Source organism: Micromonospora sp. NRRL B-16802 (assembly GCF_001279555.1).
In the GTDB taxonomy this organism is placed as follows: domain Bacteria; phylum Actinomycetota; class Actinomycetes; order Mycobacteriales; family Micromonosporaceae; genus Micromonospora; species Micromonospora profundi.
Window position 1 is genome coordinate 1 of sequence record NZ_LGEB01000081.1, and the last position, 20,231, is coordinate 20,231.

General features: G+C 70.1%; 10 protein-coding genes. 9 read left to right on the plus strand and 1 reads right to left on the minus strand.

Annotated elements, in window-relative coordinates; all coding sequences use genetic code 11:
• The 8 genes from ADK66_RS22795 to ADK66_RS22830 all read left to right on the plus strand — a co-directional run.
• The coding region (locus ADK66_RS22795) for a thioesterase domain-containing protein (RefSeq protein WP_157552835.1) at positions 1 to 1,780 on the plus strand (1,780 nt) is incomplete at its 5' end.
• Positions 1,781 to 1,867: 87 nt separating this feature from the next.
• The gene (locus ADK66_RS22800) at positions 1,868 to 4,348 is read left to right on the plus strand and encodes a condensation domain-containing protein (protein WP_053658627.1); all 2,481 of its coding nucleotides are present in this window, start codon (positions 1,868 to 1,870) and stop codon (positions 4,346 to 4,348) included.
• A gap of 107 nt (positions 4,349 to 4,455) precedes the next feature.
• Positions 4,456 to 5,928, plus strand: a complete 1,473-nt coding sequence (locus tag ADK66_RS22805; RefSeq protein ID WP_082377610.1) for an MFS transporter — start codon at positions 4,456 to 4,458, stop codon at positions 5,926 to 5,928.
• Between the two features lie 177 nt (positions 5,929 to 6,105).
• A complete protein-coding gene (locus tag ADK66_RS22810; RefSeq protein WP_082377611.1) occupies positions 6,106 to 7,557 on the plus strand; it encodes an MFS transporter in 1,452 nt (483 codons plus the stop codon).
• A gap of 68 nt (positions 7,558 to 7,625) precedes the next feature.
• Positions 7,626 to 8,333, plus strand: a complete 708-nt coding sequence (locus tag ADK66_RS22815; RefSeq protein WP_053658630.1) for a VOC family protein — start codon at positions 7,626 to 7,628, stop codon at positions 8,331 to 8,333.
• Positions 8,334 to 8,443: 110 nt separating this feature from the next.
• On the plus strand, positions 8,444 to 9,895 hold the full coding sequence (locus tag ADK66_RS22820) for an MFS transporter (RefSeq protein ID WP_082377612.1): 1,452 nt from the start codon (positions 8,444 to 8,446) through the stop codon (positions 9,893 to 9,895).
• 3 nt (positions 9,896 to 9,898) lie between these two features.
• Positions 9,899 to 14,551, plus strand: coding sequence for a non-ribosomal peptide synthetase (locus ADK66_RS22825; protein WP_082377613.1), 4,653 nt, complete (start codon positions 9,899 to 9,901; stop codon positions 14,549 to 14,551).
• Between the two features lie 2 nt (positions 14,552 to 14,553).
• A complete protein-coding gene (locus tag ADK66_RS22830) occupies positions 14,554 to 16,425 on the plus strand; it encodes a non-ribosomal peptide synthetase (protein WP_053658634.1) in 1,872 nt (623 codons plus the stop codon).
• A gap of 7 nt (positions 16,426 to 16,432) precedes the next feature.
• On the opposite strand, the gene ADK66_RS22835 is transcribed toward ADK66_RS22830, so the two are convergent.
• Positions 16,433 to 18,211 (minus strand): carbamoyltransferase C-terminal domain-containing protein, encoded by a 1,779-nt coding sequence (locus ADK66_RS22835; protein WP_231640150.1) that lies wholly within the window; start codon positions 18,209 to 18,211, stop codon positions 16,433 to 16,435.
• Positions 18,212 to 18,388: 177 nt separating this feature from the next.
• On the opposite strand from ADK66_RS22835, the gene ADK66_RS22840 reads away from it, so the two are divergent.
• The coding region (locus tag ADK66_RS22840; RefSeq protein ID WP_157552838.1) for a condensation domain-containing protein at positions 18,389 to 20,231 on the plus strand (1,843 nt) is incomplete at its 3' end.

Consider the following 20,231-nt stretch of genomic DNA (forward strand, 5'->3'; position numbering starts at 1 on the left):
CGGCGAAGCACTACCACCAGACACCGCACACCGCTTCCTCACCACCTGGCCCCACATCGAACTCCACAACCTCTACGGACCCACCGAAGCATCCATCGACGTCACCGCCTGGCAATGCCAACCGGACTCCACCACCGTCCCCATCGGACAACCCATTGCCAACACCCGCGCCTACGTACTCGACAACCGACTACGCCCCACCCCCATCGGTATCGCCGGAGAACTCCACATCGCCGGCACCGGCCTCGCCCACGGCTACCACAACCGCCCCGGTCTGACCGCCGAGCGGTTCCGGACCGACCCGTACGGACCACCCGGACAACGCATGTACGCCACCGGTGACCTCGCCCGCTGGCGCTCCGACGGCACACTCGAATACCTCGGCCGGACCGACCGACAGATCAAGCTCCACGGTCAGCGCGTCGAACTCGGCGACATCGAACACGCCCTGTGCCAGCACGCCGCGGTCGACCGGAGCGCGGTAGCGGTCCGCCACGGCGTCCTGATCGGTTACATCGTCGGCGACGCGGATCCCGCCGACGTACGCCGGTTCCTCGCCGACCGACTGCCGACGTACATGGTCCCCACGACTGTTGTCGCACTCCCGGATCTGCCTGTCACACCACACGGCAAGCTGGACACCGCCCGACTGCCCGAGCCCGCGCCACCGCCGGAGGCCGGGCACGTCGAACCGCGTACCGACACCGAGCGGTGGCTGGCCGAGGTGTGGGAGAACCTTCTGCGCGTCGAGCGGGTCGGCGCCGGAGACAACTTCTTCGACCTTGGTGCCAACTCGCTGCACACCACCCAGCTCGCCGCACGGGTCCGCGACGGGCTCGGCCTCGACGTCCATCTCCGGCACGTGTTCGCCAACCCGGTCCTCGAGGACTTCGCCAGGCACCTTGACGAGAGCGCCAAAGCGCCGGCCGAGGCCAACGGCCCGCTCGTCGGGCTCCAGCCCCGTGGATCGCAGTCCCCGCTGTTCCTGGTGCACCCGGTCGGCGGGGCGGTGACCCACTACCTGACGCTGGCGACGATGCTCGGCGACGACCAGCCGGTGTACGCCATCGAGGACCCTGAGCTGCACGGCACCGCCCCCGCCGGCAGCCTCGCCGAGCGGGCCGGCCGCTACCTCGACCTGGTCCGCGGCGTCCAGCCGCACGGCCCGTACCACCTCGGTGGCTGGTCACTTGGAGGCCCCGTCGCGATGGAGATGGCCGGGCAGCTCCGGGACGCCGGAGAGGAGGTCGGCGTCGTCCTGGCGCTGGACTCGGCCCTGCCGGTCCCTGGCCAGAACCCGACCGACCTGGAGACGCTCACCTGGTTCGTCCTCGACACGGCCGGCACGGCAGGCGTGCCCCTGCCGGACGTCGACCTCGACGCGTTGCGGGGGCTCGACCGCCAGGCGCTGGACACTGTGGCCCTGGACGTGCTGGCCCAGGCCGGGCTGGCACCTCCGGACACCCACGACGACCTGCGGACCAGGATGCGGGCGTTCGCCACGAACATCGCGCACTATGCCGCGTACCGGCCACGGAACTACCTCGGCCGGCTGGTGCTCGTGACCGCAGAAGACAACAGGGCGACGGACGACGTGTCAGCGTGGCAGGCCCACGCACCCCGCCTGGAGCACCTCACGGTGCCCGGTGACCACTTCACGATGCTGCGCCCGCCCCATGTGCGGGACCTCGCGGCGGTCGTACGGAGGGTGCTGGAGCAGGGGCCGGAGCCTGCGGCCCCCGGTTCGTGTGACGGGACACCTCCCGCGCCCGGCTCCTAGATTCGCACTGCACCGCCCGACCGTTGCCGCGCCGGTCCGACCAGCGGATTGCACCGATGAGGACCCTGCGCGGAGGCAGGAGCTTCCGTGAGCACGTCCAACGTCGACGACATCTACGAGCTGTCCCCGTTGCAGCAGGGCATGCTGCTGCACACGGTCCACGACGGCGCGACCGACATGTACCTCGGCCAGCACGTCTACATCGTCGAGGGAAGCCTGGACGTCGACGCGATGGTTCGGGCCTGGCGGCAGGTGTTCGAGTCGCACCCCGCGCTGCGGACGTCGTTCCACTGGGACGGCGACGACAAGCCGCTTCAGGTCGTGCATCGGGACGTCACGCCGCCGGCGCACCAGGACGACTGGTCCGCGCTGAGCGAGGACGAGCAACAGGAACGGCTCGACGCGATGATGGCCGAGGACCGCGCCACCGGCTTCGACGTCGCCGCAGCCCCGCTCCAGCGACTGCACCTCATCCGTCTCGGGGACGATCGGCACGCCCTGGCCTGGACCCATCACCACCTGCTCCTCGACGGCTGGTCGGTGCCGATCTTCATGAACGAGGTGATGGCCCACTACCAGTCCCTGACCGGTGGCGGCCCGCTGCCTCCGCCCGCGCCGCCTTTCCGCGACTACATCGCGTGGCTGCAACGCCAGGACATGGACGCGGCGAGGACCTTCTGGAAGGAGGTCATGGACGGTGTCACCCCGGCCACCCTGGCCGGGATGCGCCCGGTGGACCCCCACCACGGCACCGGCGGTGTCGACCGGCACGTCGTGAGCCTTCCGCCAGCCGTCGAGGAGGGCCTGCGCGACGCTGCCTCCCGTCACCGGGTCACCCTCAACACCGTCCTGCACGCGGCGTGGGCCGTCGTGCTGGGCCGCTACAGCGGGCGCTCCGACATCGTCTTCGGCTGTGTCAGCTCCGGCCGGCCCGCGGAGCTGCCCGGGGTGGACCGCATGATCGGCATGTTCGTCAACACCCTGCCGGTCCGCTTCAGCGTTCCGTCCGAGGGCGACCTGGGGCCGTGGCTACACGAGCTACAGACCCGGTACGCCGACATCCGCCGCTACGAGTTCAGCCCGCTCTCCGACATCAAGAAGTGGGCCGGCGCCCCGGGCCAGCAGTTGTTCGACAGCCTGTTCGTGCTCGACAACCACTCGTTCGGCGTCCAGGCCGGGGGCTCGCCGCAGGGACAGCTCACAGTGCGCTCGCAGGCGACCTTCGACAAGGTCAGCGTCCCGATGGCGCTGATCGTGACGCCCGCGCCGGTGTCCGAGGTGCAGCTGCTGCTCCACGAGAACCGCTTCGAACCCGGCTTCGCCGACGGCGTCCTCGACTGCCTGTTCAGCACCTTGAGGGCGATCATCGGGGCCGACCGCGTCGAGCAGGTCGTGGCCGCCGCCGGGCCCGTGATCGCGTCACCGGACAGGCACGACTCCGCGTCGTTCGTGGACGCGCCGACCGGACCAGTGGTCCCGCCCGCGACACCAGAGGAGGAGGCGATCGCGACGGTCTACCGCGACATCCTCGAGCTGGCCGAGGTCGACGTCACCACGAGCTTCTTCGACATGGGCGGCGACTCCTTCGGCGCCGTCCGGGCGGTCGGCCGCATCGAGGGCGCCTCCGTCACGCTGCTCGCGTTGAACCCGAGCGTGCGCGCGCTCGCCTCCGCGCTCGCGACCGGCGGCCGGACGAGCGAGGAGGACGAGCTCGATGCCGAGATCGCCGAGCTGGAACGACAGCTCGCCGAGACCGACGACCTCGCCGAGGAGCTGACCGCGTTCTACACGACCAGCGAGGAGGAGGAGCGGGAGGTCGCCGCCTCCGGCCACGGCCGGCTCGAGTTCGAGCGGACGCAGGAGATCCTGCTGCGGCACCTGCCGCCAGCGCCCGCTGTCATCGCCGACATCGGGGGCGGTACCGGCCGCTACGCGCTCTGGCTGGCCGAACTCGGCTACCGGGTGGTGCACCGCGACATCGTTCCCCTGTACGTCGAGCAGTTGCGAGCGGCCATCCGGCCGGGCACCGACGTGGAGACCGCCGTCGGCGACGCGCGCAGCCTCGACCTCGGCGACGAGAGCGTCGCGGCGGTGCTCCTGCTCGGACCGCTGTACCACCTCCCCCGCCTGGCCGACCGGGTGCAGGTGCTCCGGGAGGCGCGGCGCATCGTCGCGCCCGGCGGCGCCGTGTTCGCGTCCGCCATCTCGCGCTGGGCGGCGCGGATGGACGGGGTCCTGCGGGAACGGATCTACGAGCGGGGTCCGGAGATGCTTGCCCACATCGACGAGGTGGAGGAGACGGGGGTCCTTCCGCCGCTGGCCCGGGGCGGCTACACGGCCTACACGCACCGGCCGGACGAGTTGGAGTTGGAGTTCTCCTCCGCCGGCCTCGACATGACCGACCTGGTCAGCGTCGAAGGCTCTGCCTTCCTGCTGACCGACCTCACCGAACGCATGGACGACCCCCTGGGCCACGAGGCGATCCTCGCGAGCGCACGAGCGCACGAACGGGTGCCCGAACTGCTGGGCATCGGCCCGCACCTCGTGGCGACCGGGCGGCGGCCGTGACCAGCCGGACCCGGTTCCAGTGACAAGACACGTCGATGGATGACTCCTACGTTCCGAAGTGCGCGACCGACGCGGTCGCGCCGGCCTGACCTGAGCAGGAGGCACCCATGACGAATGTCGAGGCCGAACCGTCAGCGGTTCGGTCGGACGCACTACCGGCGTCTGGAATTCGTACGTACATAATTCTGTGGATCTCGCAGTGGCTGGCATGCGCCGCGGTGAGCTTCACGGTCTTCGTGATCAGCGTAAACATCTTCGTGGACTTCAGCGCGGTCTGGATCGTCGCCGCCGCGTACGCCGTCCTGTTCGTGCCCTTCCCGATCCTCTCACCGTTCGCCGGCGCCTTCGTCGATCGGTACGGCCAACGGCCGGCACTGCTGATCAGCAACATCGGCACGCTTCTCAACCTGTCGATCCTCGCCTACATGATGATCAGCGGCCTCGGCACCCCGTTCTACGCGGTCTGCGCGGTCGGCATCTCGACGATCCTGCGGACCTTGCAGCTGGCCGCCATCGAGTCGGTGGTGCCCCTGCTGGTGCCGAAGCGCCACTACGGGCGCGCCAACGGCCCACGCATGCTGCTGACCGGCACGTTCGTCCTCGCTGGACCGCTCCTCGCCTACCTGCTGCTGAGCGTTTTCGCACCATCGACGATCGTCATCGCCGAGTGCGTGCTGGTGGTCATCGCCATCATCGTCGTGTCCAGGATCCAGTTCCCTGGCGTCGACAGGCCCAGCCCCGAGGCGACCACCCAGTCGCTCGGCCGGGACGTCGCCGACGCGTACCGCACCCTGCGTGCCCGCAGGGGGCTGCTGACGATGGTGGGGTTCCTGGCCATCGTGAGCGGCGTCCTCGGCGCGCTCGAAGTCGCGGCCAGCGGTACGGTTCTGGGCTTCGCCGACGACAGCGGCGCCATCGCGGTGTCCACGTCGTGCTGGCTCGGCATGGTCGTCGCGAGCATCCTGATGGTGGTGTGGGGCGTACCCCGCAAGCTGGTGATGGGCGGCCTGCTCGGTGCCGGGCTCGTGTTCGCCGTGGCGCTCGTCGCGGCGGCGGTACGGCCGAACCTCATCCTGCTGTGCGTCGGCGGTTTCATCGCGATGGGCAGCCTCGCGGTCGTCATCGCCACCTTCCAGACCGTGATGCACCTCAAGGTCGAGCAGCGTTACCTCGGTCGCGCCGTCGGCCTCAAGAACACGGCGGTCACGATGTCGCACATCGTCGGCGACGTCGGAACGCTGGTGCTGGGCATCAGCATCTTCGCCAACAGCGGCAAAGACTCCGGCGGCGGCGTGTGGGGATGGCGGCAGGGCCACGGTTGGGACGATGTGGACTCGCCGTTCCTCAAGGTGATCATCGGCGACGGCCCCGGGCGTGGTTGGGCCCTCTTCATGATGTTGATCGGGCTCGGCGTGGGTGCTGTCGTCGCCTACCTCAGGTACCGCAAGCCCGCGTTGCTCCACGTGGAGGACGACCTGCCGGACGTCACACCGATGGACCGGCTGTCCCGACCGACCGAGGACCTCACACCCGTCCGCGCCAGCGAGGCGACGGCGACGCCGGGAGGCCGGTCCGCATGACGTGCCGGTCGTGCGCGTACGGCTCCGGGGAACGTGCGCGCGCGACCGGTGCCGGCTTCCCATCTGGTCAGTGTCGACGCGATCCACCACGAATACGAAGGCACCGATGAACCACAGGTTCCCCATCGTCGCAACCGAACGGCTACCGCACCGACCTGACGAGAGCAGGAGGCATCAATGACAACTGTCAAGACCGGACCACCGCAGGATCAGTCGGACGCATTACCGGCGTCCGGAACCCGCACGTACGTCCGTCTCTGGGTTTCGCAGTGGCTCGCCTGCGCTGCCGTGAGCTTCACGGTCTTCGCGCTCGAGCTCAACATCTTCGTGGATTTCAATCCCATCTGGTTGATCGCCATCGCCTACGCCATCCTGTTCGTGCCCTTCCCGATCCTGTCCCCGTTCGCCGGCGCGTTCGTGGATCGTTACGGCCATCGGCGCGCGCTGCTGATCAGCAACATCGGCACGCTGCTGAACCTCCTGGTTCTCGTCGTCGTGATGGTCACCGGCGTCGGTGGGGCGCTGTACGCCGTCTCGGCGGCCGGTATCTCCACGATCTTGAGAACGCTTCAGTTGGCCGCGATCGAGTCGGTGGTGCCTCTGCTCGTACCGAAGCGTCACTACGGGCGGGCGAACGGCCCACGGATGCTGATGACCGCGACGTTCGTCCTCGCGGGGCCGCTGTTCGCCTACCTGCTGTTGAGCGTCGCCAAGCCGGTCACGATCGTCCTGGCGGAGTGCCTGTTGGTGGTGATCGCCATCTGCGTCGTGATCACCTCTAACATCCCTGTCGTCAAGAGGCCGGACGGTGACGCGCCCCGTCAGTCACTGGGCAGGGATGTCGTCGACGCATGGCAACACCTCCGCGTCCGGCGGGGTCTGCTGACGATGGTGGGTTTCCTGGCCCTCGTCAGCGGCACCCTCGGCGCCCTCGAGCCCGCCTCGAGCGGGGCCGTGCTCGGCTTCTCGCCGGATAGCGGCGCCATCGTGGTGTCCACGTCGTGCTGGCTCGGGATGGTCGTCGCGACCATCCTGATGGTGTTCTGGGGCGTACCCCGCAAGCTGGTGATGAGCGGCCTGCTCGGCGCCGGGCTCGTATTCGCCCTGGCGCTCTGCGCGGCCGCGTTCCGGCCGGATCTCATCCTGATGTCCGCCGGCGGCTTCGTCGCGATGGGCAGCCTCGCAGTCATCATCGCCAGCTTCCAGACCGTGATGCACCTCAAGATCCCGCCGCACCTGCTCGGTCGCGTGTTCGGTTTGAAGAACACCTCGGTCACGCTGTCGCACATCGTCGGGGACGTCGGAGCGATCGCGCTCGGCGTGGCATTTCTCTCGAGCGACTTCACCTACAGCGGCAGGCCTCCCGGGGAGGGCTGGGACGATGTCAGCTCGCCGATCCTCGCGGCATTCATCGGTGATGGTCCCGGCCGCGGCTGGGCCCTCGTGATTATGCTGATCGGGGTCGGGGTGGCCGCAGTGGTAGCGCTCCTCGCGACCCGCAGCCGTGGGCTGCGTGGCCTGGAGCAGGACCTGCCGGACGTGATTCCGGACGACCAGCCGCCCCGGTCCACCGAGGACCTCGCACCGGTCGGCGCCACCGAACCGGCGCCGGGACGCCAGTCCGTGTGACCCGGTAACGGCGCGCACGCCGCGCCGAGCACGAATCCGTTGACCGAACGACGAAACGAGTCCCGACCATGGACATGCTGAAGGGCGACGAGATCGCCAACGCGAAGCTCACCGACTGGCGCAAGCTCGCCCAGGGACTGCATGCCCGCTATCTGGTCGACGACTTCAGTACCGGCGCGCGGTTCGTCGCTGCGGTCGGCGAGGCCGGCGACGCGCTCGGGCACCACCCGAGCGCGTCGCTCGGCACCGGGCACGTCGACCTCAAGCTGGTCAGCGCCGACGCGATCTACCGCGACGACGAAGGCACCGAACACGTCATCGAATGGGTGACGCAGCAGGACGTCGATCTCGCCCGACGGATCACCGAGATCGCCGCCGACCACGGGCTCAAGGCCGATCCGGCCTCGGTCAGCCTCATCGAACTCGGCCTCGACACCGCGGACTCCGCGACCATCGCCCCGGTGTGGGCCGCGTTGTTGACAGGCAACCCCGGGGCCCAGGGCCACGGGACGCCCGGCGACGAGATCCGGGACGCCACGGGCCGCGTGCCGAACCTGTGGTTCGGCGACGCCGGCAACGGCGACGCCCCCGGCCAGCGCTTCCACATCGAGGTCTACGTGCCCCGCGAGGTGGCCGAACAGCGAATCGCGGCTGTCGTCGCCGCAGGTGGGACCGTCGTCGACGACAGCGGCACGCCGTCGCTCACAGTCATCGCCGACCAGGACGGCAACCGGGGGGTTCTCTGCGTCGCCGAGTCTCCCGCGACTGTCGACTGACCCGTCGACCGGACCCCGGTTCGTGTGACAAGACACCACGCAACGCCGTCGAGATCCTGACGTACGACCCGAGGCTCAACGCCGCGACGAGACGAGAGCAGGTAGCGCCGATGTCGACCGCCGACGCCGAAACCTCCACCCGTCGGCCCGACACCGGCCCGCCAGCCAGAATACGTACGTTCGTTCTCCTGTGGTGTTCCCAGTGGCTCGTGGTGTTCGCCGCGGCGCTTACCGTCCTGGTGTTCCGCCTCGACATCTTCGCGGAGTTCGACTCGCTCGCCGCGCTCATCTTCGCGTTCCTCATCCTGTTCGCACCGTTCGCGTTCCTCTCCCCGCTCGCCGGAGCGCTCGTGGACCGTTACGGGCACCGGCGGGTGCTGCTCGCCAGCAGCATCGGCTACCTCATCAACCTGGGCGCGCTCGTCGTCGTGCTGCTCCTGGACGTCCCCCTGCTGTGGCCGCTCATCGCCGTCCTGGCCATCGACGCCATCCTCAAGGCGCCGCAGTTGGCAGCACTGGAGTCGGCGGTGCCGCTGCTCGTCCCGAGGCAGCACCTCATCCGGGCCAACGCCCCGCGGATGCTGCTGACCGTCACGGGGGTGGTCCTGGGGCCGCTGGTCGTGGCCCTCGCCCTGACCGTCGTCGCACCGGTGGGCGTGATCCTGCTCGAGTGCGCGGCGGTGGTGGTCGCCATCCTCGTGGTGCTCACCCTCGACATCCCGGTCGTGCCGAAGGACGCCGACGCCGCGGCACGGCGGTCGATCGGCGCGGAGGTGCTCTCGACCTGGTCGCACCTGCGGTCCCGGCCGGGACTGCTGCCGGTGCTGGGTTTCCTGGCGGGCGTCAGCTGCGTCATCGCGATCCTCGAAGGTGCCGGGCCCGAGAACGTCTTCTCGTTCGCCGGCGAGGGCGGAACGGTGATCGTCTTCGCGTCGGGGTGGGTCGGCATGCTCATCACGAGCATCATCATGATCGTCACCGGCCGGCCCCGCCGCCTCGCCCGCGGCCTGCTGTCGGCGGGGCTCGTCTTCGCCGTGGCGCTCCTCGTGGCCGCCGCACGACCCAACGTCGCGGTGATGGCGGTCGCCGCCTTCATCGCCCTGGGCAGCACTGCGGTCTTCATCGCCTGCGTGCAGACGGTGCTGCACTCCAAGGTGGCTTCCCAGCACCTCGGGCGGGCGATGGGCTTCAAGAACCTCATGGTCGCCGGGCCGCACATGATCGGCTCCACGATCGTGGTGACGGTCGGAGCGGGTCTCGTCACCGTCGTCGGCCGCGACGAGGTGCGGTCGCCGGGGGTCTCGGCGCTCGTCGGTGACGCGCCCGGCCGCAGCTGGGCCCTCGTCATGATGGGAGGGGCCGTCTTCGTCGCAGTCGTCGTCGCCCTCGTGTCCCGGAGCGTTCACCTGCGGCGCGTGGACGACCTTCCGGACGTCACACCCGGCGCCCAGCTGGATCCGGCGTCCGCGGGCCCATCGGCCTCCGTGGACCTGCCGGCCGCCGCCGGCCCACCGGCCTCCGCGGACCAGCCGGCCTCCGCCCCGACGCCGGCTCGGCGGTGACGGATGTCTTCTGTGATGCCACGCGACCGGCGTGAGCAGGTCGCTCCCTCGCGGGCTGATCTGGAGCGACGGCTCGCCGAGAAGCGGGCGGAGCGGGAGTGGCTCGCCCAAGCCCGCCGGATCCTCCCGGTGCCGCGGGAGGGCTCGCTGCCGTGCACGTACCAGCAGGAGGGCGCCTGGTTCATCCAGCAGCTGGACCCGCTGTCGTCGACGTACCACATCCCGTTCGTGCTCAAGCTGCACGGCGACCTCGACGTACCGGCGCTGGAGCGGGCATGGCACGCCCTCGTCGTTCGTCACGAGGCCCTGCGCACGCGGTTCGTGGACGAGGGCGGCGTGCCCCGGCAGGTCGTCGATCCGCCGCCGGGGATCCGGCCGCTCCCCGTTGTGGACCTGCCCGCCGACGGGATCGAGAAGTGGACGGCCGACGAGATTCATCGACCGATGGACCTGGCGACCGGGCCGCTGCTGCGTACGTCGCTGGCCCGCGTCAGCCCGCGGGAGCACGTGCTCGTGTTCGTCGTGAACCACATCGTGTGTGACGGATGGTCGATGCGCGTCCTGGCCGGCGAGCTGTCGATGCTCTACACCGCCGAGACGGGTGGTCCCGAGGCCCGGCTCCCCGACCTGCCGATCCAGCCGGCCGACCACGCGGTCTGGCAGCGCCGCTGGCTCGACGGTGACCGGCTCGACCGTCAGCGTGACTACTGGCGTAGCCGGCTGGCTGAGCTATCCACTGTGGACCTGCCAACCGATCGTCCCCGCCCTACCGAGCCCCGAGGCAGCGGCGCCTTCCAGTCGCGTAACCTGCCGAGCGAGCTGGCCGACGCGGCCCGCGCCTACGCACGCTCCAACGGCGTGTCGATCCTCGCGCTCATGCAGGCCACGGTGCTGACAGTGCTGCACCGGTACACGGGGCAGGTGGACCTGCCGGTCGGATCGGTCTTCTCCGGACGCAACCGGGGCGATCTCGAACCCCTGGTCGGCTTCTTCGTCAACTCGATGGTGCTGCGCACCAGCCTTGAGGGCGATCCCGGCTTCGCCGATCTCGTCCGTCGCTGCCACGACACAGTGCTGGAAGCCACCAGCCACCAGGACATCCCGTTCAGCCTTGTGGTCGACGCTCTGCAGCCGGAGCGTGTCGCCGGTCGCAACCCGCTGTTCCAGGTGGCCGTCACGCTGCAACCCGCCGGAGCCGCCGTCGACGTGCCGACGCTTGGCGACATCACCACTGAGCTTTTGGACACCAGCGGCGACCACACCCGCTTCGACCTGAACGTCCTGGTGGTCGACGGTCCGGGCAGCGCGCTGGAGCTCTCCGTGATGTACGCCACGGAGCTGTTCGACGCCGACCGCATCGACCGTTTCGCCTCCCACTTCACCGCCGCCCTCACCCACGGTCTGCGGGAGCCGCACCAGCCGGTGAGCCGAATCGAGCACCTCACCGACGGCGAACGGCACCAGCTGCTGCACGCCTGGAACGACACGTCGGTGGACTACCCGGCCGAACCGGTGCACCGGCTTGTGGAGGCCACCGCCGACGCCACCCCCGACGCGGTCGCTGTCGTCGACCACGACGGCACCCCGTACACCTATCGGCAGCTCGACTCGGCCGCCAACCAGCTCGCCCACCGTCTGCGCCGCGTCGGCGTCGGCCCGGACACCCGTGTCGGCGTCTGCCTGCGGCGTGGTGCCGACCTGGTCACGGCCCTGCTCGCCACGTGGAAGGCCGGCGGCGCCTACGTGCCCCTCGAGCCCGACCTGCCGCCGCAGCGCCTGGCCTTCATGCTTGAAGACGCCGCACCGGCGGTCGTGGTCACCGACGCCGCCCATGCCTCGTCATTCCCGACGGTCATCGCGCTCGACACCGAGCGGCAGGCCCTTGCCGCCGAGCCGGCCACGGTGCCGGACGGCGGCGGCGAGCTGGACGATCCCGCCTACCTGCTCTACACCTCGGGCTCGACCGGGACTCCGAAGGCCGTGCAGGTCCCGCACCGGGGCGTGCACAACCGGATCGCCTGGATGCAGGACGCCTACCGGCTTCAGGCCGACGACCGGGTGCTCCAGAAGACGCCGTACGGCTTCGACGTGTCGGTGTGGGAGTTCTTCTGGCCCCTGGTCACCGGGGCCACCCTCGTCCTCGCCAAGCCCGGAGGCCACGGTGACCCCCGGTACCTGCACGAGTTGATCAACCGCGCGGGCGTCACCACACTGCACTTCGTACCCACGATGCTGAACAGTTTCCTCGACGCCGTCGGCTCCGACCCCCTGCCGAGCGTGCGGCGTGTCTTCAGCAGCGGTGAGGCCCTGGCCGCCGACACCGTGCGCAGGTTCATGTCCACCTGGCCGCACGTCGAGGTGCACAACCTCTACGGGCCGACCGAGGCGTCCATCGACGTCACCGCGTGGCGCTGCACGCCGGACGCGGAGACCGTCCCGATCGGACGGCCGATCGCGAACACCAGGACCTACGTCCTCGACGACCTGCTGCGGCCGGCACCGATCGGGATCGCCGGCCAGCTGTTCCTCGCCGGAGCCGGTCTGGCCCACGGGTACCACCACCAGCCGGCGCTCACCGCACAGCGGTTCCTTCCCGACCCGTACGGTCCGCCCGGGCGGCGCATGTACGCCACCGGAGACCTCGCCCGCTGGCGCGCCGACGGCGTGCTGGAGTACCTCGGCCGGCAGGACAGCCAGGTCAAGATCGGCGGCCAGCGGATCGAGCTGGGCGAGATCGAACACGTCCTCGCCCAGCACCCCGGCATCCGCCAGTGCGCCGTCGCCGTCCGCGAAGCGGGCCGTCTCGCCGCCTACGTCGTCGGCGGCGCGGACCTGGGCAAGCTCCGGGCGTACGTCGCCGAACGGCTGCCCGCCTACATGACCCCGACAGCGTGGGTCGCGCTCGCCGAACTGCCGGTCACGCACAGCGGCAAGCTCGACACCGCCCGCCTGCCCGAACCCGAGCAGGCGGCAACGGAGACGGTCGGTGCCCGGACCGGGACCGAACGGTGGCTCGTCGACACCTGGCGCGACCTCCTCGGTGTCGAGCAGGTCGGCGTCGATGACGACTTCTTCGCCCTCGGCGCGAACTCGCTGCACGCCACCCAGCTGACCGTCCGCATTCGCGACCATCTCAACATCGAACTCGCCCCGCGCCACCTGTTCACCAGCTCCAGCCTCGAGCAGCTCGCCGACCTGCTGGACAGGACCGAGCCCCTCCCAGCCGTCGATCGGATCGTGCCGGTTCCGCGCAACGGCCCGCTGGTCTGCACGTACCAGCAGGAGGCCCTGTGGCTCGTGCAGCAACTCGACCGCACGTCCGCCGCGTACCACATCGGCTTCGCGACCCGGTTGCGCGGCGCGATGCAGGTGCCGGCGTTGGAGCGGGCCCTGGGGGACCTGGTGGTGCGGCACGAGGCGCTCCGGACCCGGTTCGTGGCGGTCGACGGCCTTCCCAGGCAGGTCATCGACCCGCCGCCGGCGGCCCTGACGCTACCCGTCGTCGACCTGGCGCAGGAGCAGGTCGAGCACTGGGCCGCCGACCTCATCCGCCAACCGATGGACCTGGCGACCGGGCCCCTGCACCGCGTCGCACTGGCCCGCCTCGGTCCCGACGAGCACGTCCTCGTCGTGGTCGTCCACCACGTCATAGCCGACGGCCTGTCGGCCCGCATCCTGATCGAGGAACTTGCCGCGCTGTACGCCGCCGGAACCACCGGCGAGCAGGTGCGGCTTCCCGACCTGACAGTGCAGCCGGCCGACCACGCCGTCTGGCAGCGTGGCCAGCTCACCGGGGAAGAGCTGGAACGGCAGCTCGGCTACTGGCGGACGCGGCTCGCCGACCTGCCCACCGTCGACTTCCCGACCGACCGTCCACGACCCGTCCGCCCCACCGGCGCGGGTGCCGGCGTCCGCCGACGCATCCCCGACGACGTCGCGGCAGGTGCGCGGGCGTACGCACTGCACCACCACGTGTCGTTCCTGGCAGTCCTCCAGGCGGCCCTGCTTGTGGTCCTGAACCGGTACACCGGACAGAGCGACCTTCCCGTCGGCTCGGTGTTCTCCGGTCGCACCCGGACCGAGCTCGAACCGCTCGTCGGATACTTCGTCAACGCCGTCGTCCTGCGTACCGACCTCGACGGCGAGCCCACATTCGCCGAGCTGGTCCGCCGCTGCCACGACACCGTCCTGGACGCGACGGCCAACCAGGCCGTGCCCTTCAGCCTCGTTGTGGACACGCTCGAACCGGACCGTACCGCCGGGGGCAACCCGCTGTTCCAGATCGCCCTCTCGCTACTGCCCGCGCAGCGGGCCGACGAAGCCCCGCAGTTCGGTGGGTTCATCGCCGAACCGGTCGAGGCCACCACCGGGCACACGCGGTTCGACGTGGCCATCAATGTGGACGACGCCGACGACGGAGGGCTGGATCTGGAGGTGGAGTACTCCACCGAGCTGTTCCACGCCGACCGCATCGAACGACTCGTCGATCACTACACCACCGCCCTCGCGCACGGGCTCACCGAGCCCGACCTGCACGCCACGGACGTCGAGATCATGTCCCACGCCGAGCAGCGAGAGGTCCTGCACAACTGGAACCCGGCGCGAGGCGGGCCGGTCACCGGCGTCGCGGACGCCGCCGGCGGGGAAGGCGCGTGAGGATGGACCCCACCGCTGCGGGCTCGGCATTCACGGCAGGACTGCTGCACGAGGTGGTCACCGGGCACGATCCGGACCGCGTCGCGATGCGGTACCGGGGACCGACCGCCGGTGAGCTGACGTACGGCGACCTGGATCGGCGATCCAACCAGCTCGCCCACGCGCTGAACGAGGCAGGAGTCGGCCCCGGCAACGTGGTCGGACTCCTGCTCAACCGCGGACCGCACCTGGCGATAGCCCAACTGGGGGTGATGAAGGCCGGCGCGGCCTGGACGATGCTGGACCCGCAGCTACCGCCGGCCCGGCTCGCCTTCCAGCTCGACGACGCCGAGGCATCCCTCCTGCTCACCGCCACCGCGCTGGCCCGGACGGCCGAGGAGATCAGCGGGCGGACACCGTACTGGTCCCTCGACGACCCACACGAGCACGCCCGGCTCACGATGTGCCCCGATTCCGCGCCGGGCGCCGATGTACGCCCCGACGACCCTGCCTACCTGCTCTACACCTCCGGGTCCACCGGTACGCCCAAGGGTGTCCTGGTGCCCCACCGGTCGGCCCACGCGTTCTGTCGCAACGCCGTGGAAGTCCTGGCGGTCACCTCTGCCGAACGGGTCGCGCAGACAGCCAATCCGAGCTTCGACGCCAGCATCTTCGACTGCTTCGCGACGTTGCTCGCCGGCGGGACGATTGTCAGCGCTCCGCACGAGACCATCGCCGACCCGGCCGCGTTCACCGCCTTCCTCCGCGACGAGCGCGTCACGCTGACCTTCATCCCGCCGGCGATCCTCGGCCTGCTCGATCCCGACGCGGTGGCCGGGGGCGCCCTGCGGCTCGTGTTCACCGGCGGCGACGTCCTCGGCACCGAGCAGGCCAACCGCTGGGCGCGGCCGGACCTGGACCTGCGCAACGTGTACGGCCCGACCGAGACCACTGTCTTCTGCACCCAGTACGAGCTGCCCCGCACGCCCCTGGACACCCCGCCGCCCATCGGCACCGCGCTGCCCCACCAGCGGACCTACGTCCTCGACGCGCGACTGCGACCGGTCCCCGTCGGCGTACCCGGCCAACTGTTCATCGCCGGCCCGGGGATCGCGCACGGCTACCACAACCGGGCGGCGCTCACCGCGCAGCGGTTCCTTCCCGATCCGTACGACGACCAGCCGGGCCAGCGGATGTACGCCACAGGTGACCGGGTCCGTTGGCGTAGGGACGGCGTAATCGAGTACCTCGGCCGTCTCGACCGGCAGGTCAAGATCCGCGGCCTGCGGATCGAGCTCGGCGAGATCGAACACGCCCTCACCCAGCACCCCGGTGTCCGCCAGTGCGCGGTCGTCCTTCGGGACAACAGCTACCTCGCCGCCTACCTCGTCGGCGACGTGACAGTGGGCGAGGTCCGGATGCACCTCGCCCAGCGGCTGCCCGGCAACATGGTCCCCTCGGCGTACGTGACGCTGCCCGAACTGCCGCTGACGCCGAACGGCAAGCTGGACACGGCCCGGCTGCCCGATCCCGGACCGCGGACCGCGGAGTACCGCCAGCCCCGTACCGACACCGAGCAATGGCTCGCCGACACCTGGCGGGATCTCCTCGGTGTCGAACGGGTCGGTGCCGACGACACCCTCTTCGACCTGGGTGCCAACTCCCTGCACACCACGCAGCTCACCGCCCGGGTCCGGGACCGCTTCACCATCGAACTCGACCCGCGGGACCTGTTCCAGGACCCGACCCTGGAACAGCTCGCCGCACGCATCGACGAGACCACGGCCGCCGGCACGCCGGACGACGACCTTGTCGAGATCGCCGAGCTGGAGCGGATGCTTGCTGAGAAGCGGGCCGAAAAGGCGCGCCGGACCGCTTCCCAGCAAGCGATGTAGGCCCCGGTCAGGCGCCGGCGGCGGGTCCGACAGGTGCGGGTGCCCGCACCACCAGGCGGTCGCCGAGGGCCAACGCGTCCATGTCGGAGCGGCGGTACGTGGCGACGGCGTCGTCCGGGGTCCGCACGATCGGTTGCCCGCGCAGGTTGAACGAGGTGTTCAGGACCACGCTCATGCCCGTCCGCGCGCCGATCGCCTCCAGGAGCGAGGCGAACAGTGGCGACTGCTCACGGTCGACGACCTGCACCCGCGCCGAGCCGTCGACATGCGTGACAGCCGGCAGCTCGGTGCGGTACTTGCTGCGTACCGGGGCGGTGAGCAGCATGTGCCGGTACGCCGACAGCCAGCGGTCGGGGATGTCGAAGTAGGTGGTCGCCTCCTCCGCGAGAACCGCCGGCGCGAACGGCCGGAAGTCCTCCCGCTGCTTGATGATGCCGTTCAGGTGCTCCCGCATCGTGGGTGAGCGGGGATCGGCGAGGATGCTGCGGTTGCCGAGGGCACGCGGCCCGAACTCCATCCTCCCGTGGCACCAGGCCACGACCTCGCCCGCGACGATACGGTCGGCGACGGCCTCGATCAGCTCGTCCTGAGCCAGCTGGCTCACCTGGAAGTCGTCGGGGAGCGTGCCGATCGCGCTGGCCACCGCCTCCGGATCGCAGTCCTCTCCCCAGTACGGCATCGTCATGCGCTTCGGCGGCGCGGGACGGCGGCGGCGTGCCGCGACGAGCGCCGCGCCGAGGGCGCTACCGTCGTCGCCGGCAGCCGGCTGGACGAACAGGTCCTCGACGAGGCCGCTACGGGCGATGGCTCCGTTAGCCGTGCAGTTCAACGCCACTCCGCCAGCCAGGCACAGCCGGCGCGAGCGGGTCCGGTCGAGGTGAGCGCTCAGCACGTGCATGAGCGCATCCTCCACGCGCCGCTGCAGTGCGGCGGCGATGTCCAGATGCCGTTCCTCGATCGGCTCGCGGGGGTTGCGGGCCGGGCCGACGAGGTCGGCGACGACCTCCAGCATCGCACCGTGGGTTTCCCGGTCGGTGTGCGACTGGTCGGCGTAGATGACCGGAACCTGCACGGCCCCCTTCGGGCCCAGGCGGACCAGGCTGCGGAAGGCGGCGGCGTACCTGGCCGGGTCGCCGTACGGGGCCAGCCCCATCACCTTGTACTCGTCCATGTTGAACAGGAACCCCAGGTGGTGGGTAAGCGCGCCGTAGAGGATGCCGAGCGAGCTGCCGACCGGGTAGGACGCCTGCGGGGTCAGTTCGGTGCCCTCCCCGTGGAAGACGGTGATGGCCTCCTGCTCGCCCATCCCGTCGGCCACCAGCACGAGCGCCTCGTCGAAGCCGCTGAGGTAGTAGGCGCTCGCCGCGTGCGCCTGGTGGTGGCGCACGTGCTCCAGCGGGGTGCCGGCCAGTTGCGGGAACGCGGCGGTCAGCATGGCGCGCTGCACCTCGCGCGCGTAGACGTTCTGGTACCAGCCAGCGAGGTTCTCGTTCGCGGACCAGTCCTGGGACGGGTCGTAGTCGAAGCCGTGCGCGACCACGTCGATGTCCGCGAGGTCCGCGCCGGCTTCGCGCAGGCAGGCTTTGATCGCGTCGGCGGGGAACGCGCCGGTGCCCTTGTCGCCGTCGTGGCGTTCCTGGGCGGAGGCGACGATCCCTCCCTGGTCGTCCAGCAGTACGGCGGCGGAGTCCAGGCCCTGGCGCATCCGTTCCGTCCGCGGATCGGCACCCGGAAGGATCTTGCGCTTGTATGCGGCGCTCGCGCCGAGCCCGCTGTATCCGAGCACGATCAACTCGGACTCCTTCGCCGGTCATGGCGACCCATCGTCGCGTTCAGTCCGATGGTCGCCGACCCGACGGCACTATCACCGTCACCGAATCCTGGCACTGCACATCTTCGGGCCGACCACGCCCCCGGTTCCGGCGACACGACACCCGTGAGAGGTCGTCCCTAGATTGCGGAGGTGGGTAGAAGCATGGGTGTCGGCGGTTTTGGGGATGTCTTCGAGCCCTCGCCGCCGCAGCGTGGCACGACGGTTCACAACGGGCACGGCGGCGCCGGCCATCTGAAACTCGCCGGTTTACCCGAGCCCGCCGATCCCGCCGACACGACGGCTGAACACGACCGCGGCGACCGTACCGGTGCGGGTGACCTCGACGACGAGATCGCGGAGCTGGAGCGGCGACTCAGCCGTAAGCGGGCCGCGCTGGCCGCGAAGCGAGTCGTGCCGGTGCCGCGTGGGCAAGCGTTGGTGTGTACGCGTCAGCAGGAAGGGCTGTGGTTCGAGCATCAACTCGACCCGGCGTCGACGGTCTACCACCTCCCCGTCGCACTACGGCTGCACGGCGTGCTGGATGAACCCGCCCTGCGGCGATCGCTACACGCGCTGGTAGTGCGACACGAAGCACTGCGCACCCGCTTCGTCGAACACGACGGACTCCCCCACCAGATCATCGACCCCCCACCGGCAGACCTTCCCCTGCCCACGGTCAGCATCCCGGCCGACACCATCGACACCTGGGTCGGCAAACAAATCAACCACCGTCTGGACCTGGCGACCGGACCCGTGTTCCGCACCGCCCTGGCCCGCATAGCACCAGACGACCACGTACTCGTGCTCGTAGCCCACCACATCGTCGCCGACGGCTGGTCCGTGGGAATCCTCACCACCGAACTCACCCGCCTCTACGCCGTCGAGACCGGCACCGCCACCGCGGACCCCTTGCCTGACCTGCCCGTACAACCCGCCGACCACGCGGCCTGGCAACGCGCCCGCCTCAACGACGACGAATTCACCCGCCAACTCGACCGCTGGCGCACCACCCTCGCCGACCTACCGACGCTGGATCTGCCCACCGACCGGCCGCGCCCGGCTCACCCCACCGGCGCCGGAGCCTGGATAGGCCGACCACTGCCCGACGACGTGACGGCCGCCGCGCGCCGCTACGCCCGCGACAACCGAGTCTCCTTCCTCGCCATCCACCAAGCCGCACTCCTCACCGTCCTGCACCGCTACACCGGACAAACCGACCTACCCATCGGCTCGGTCTTCTCCGGCCGCACCCAGACCGTCATCGAATCCCTCGTCGGCTACTTCGCCAACACCGTCGTCCTGCGCACCCGTCTCGACAGCGACCCCACCTTCACCGAACTCATCCACCGCTGCCACGACACCGTCCTGGAAGCCACCGCACTCCAAGACATCCCCTTCAGCCTCATCGTCGACAGCCTCCAACCCGAGCGCGTCACCGGCCGCAACCCGCTGTTCCAGATCAGCCTCACCCTGCAACCAGCCCTCGCTCGGGGCGCGTCGGGTCTCGGCACGCTCACCGCCGAACCTGTCGACGCCACCACCGGAAACGCCCGCTTCGACATCGCGGTCAGCATCGAAGAAACACCCGACGGCCAGCTCAGCATCGCCGCCGAATACTCCACCGAACTCTTCGACGCCGACCGTGTCGACAGGCTCCTCGACCACTACATAACCGCACTCGCCAACGGACTCGCACAACCCGAGCAGCCTGTCCGCGAGGTCGAGATCATGCCGGCCGCGGAACGCCACCAGGTGCTACACGACTGGAACGACACCACCACCGGATACCACCACGAACCCCTGCACCACCTCATCGAACGCATCGCCGAACACACCCCGAACGCCATCGCCGTGATCGACCACGACGGCACCCACCACACCTACCGCGACCTCAACACCACCGCCAACAAACTCGCCCACCGCCTCCACCACCACGGCATCACCCCCGGCGACCACGTCGGCGTCTGCCTCCCCCGCAGCATCCACCTCGTCA

What these genes read in the sequence shown, in the direction of transcription:
- ADK66_RS22805 (WP_082377610.1), top strand. Translation starts at nt 4,456, where the DNA reads ATGACGAATGTCGAGGCCGAACCGTCAGCGGTTCGGTCGGACGCACTA.
- ADK66_RS22810 (WP_082377611.1), top strand. Translation starts at nt 6,106, where the DNA reads ATGACAACTGTCAAGACCGGACCACCGCAGGATCAGTCGGACGCATTA.
- ADK66_RS22815 (WP_053658630.1), top strand. Translation starts at nt 7,626, where the DNA reads ATGGACATGCTGAAGGGCGACGAGATCGCCAACGCGAAGCTCACCGAC.
- ADK66_RS22820 (WP_082377612.1), top strand. Translation starts at nt 8,444, where the DNA reads ATGTCGACCGCCGACGCCGAAACCTCCACCCGTCGGCCCGACACCGGC.
- ADK66_RS22825 (WP_082377613.1), top strand. Translation starts at nt 9,899, where the DNA reads ATGTCTTCTGTGATGCCACGCGACCGGCGTGAGCAGGTCGCTCCCTCG.
- ADK66_RS22830 (WP_053658634.1), top strand. Translation starts at nt 14,554, where the DNA reads ATGGACCCCACCGCTGCGGGCTCGGCATTCACGGCAGGACTGCTGCAC.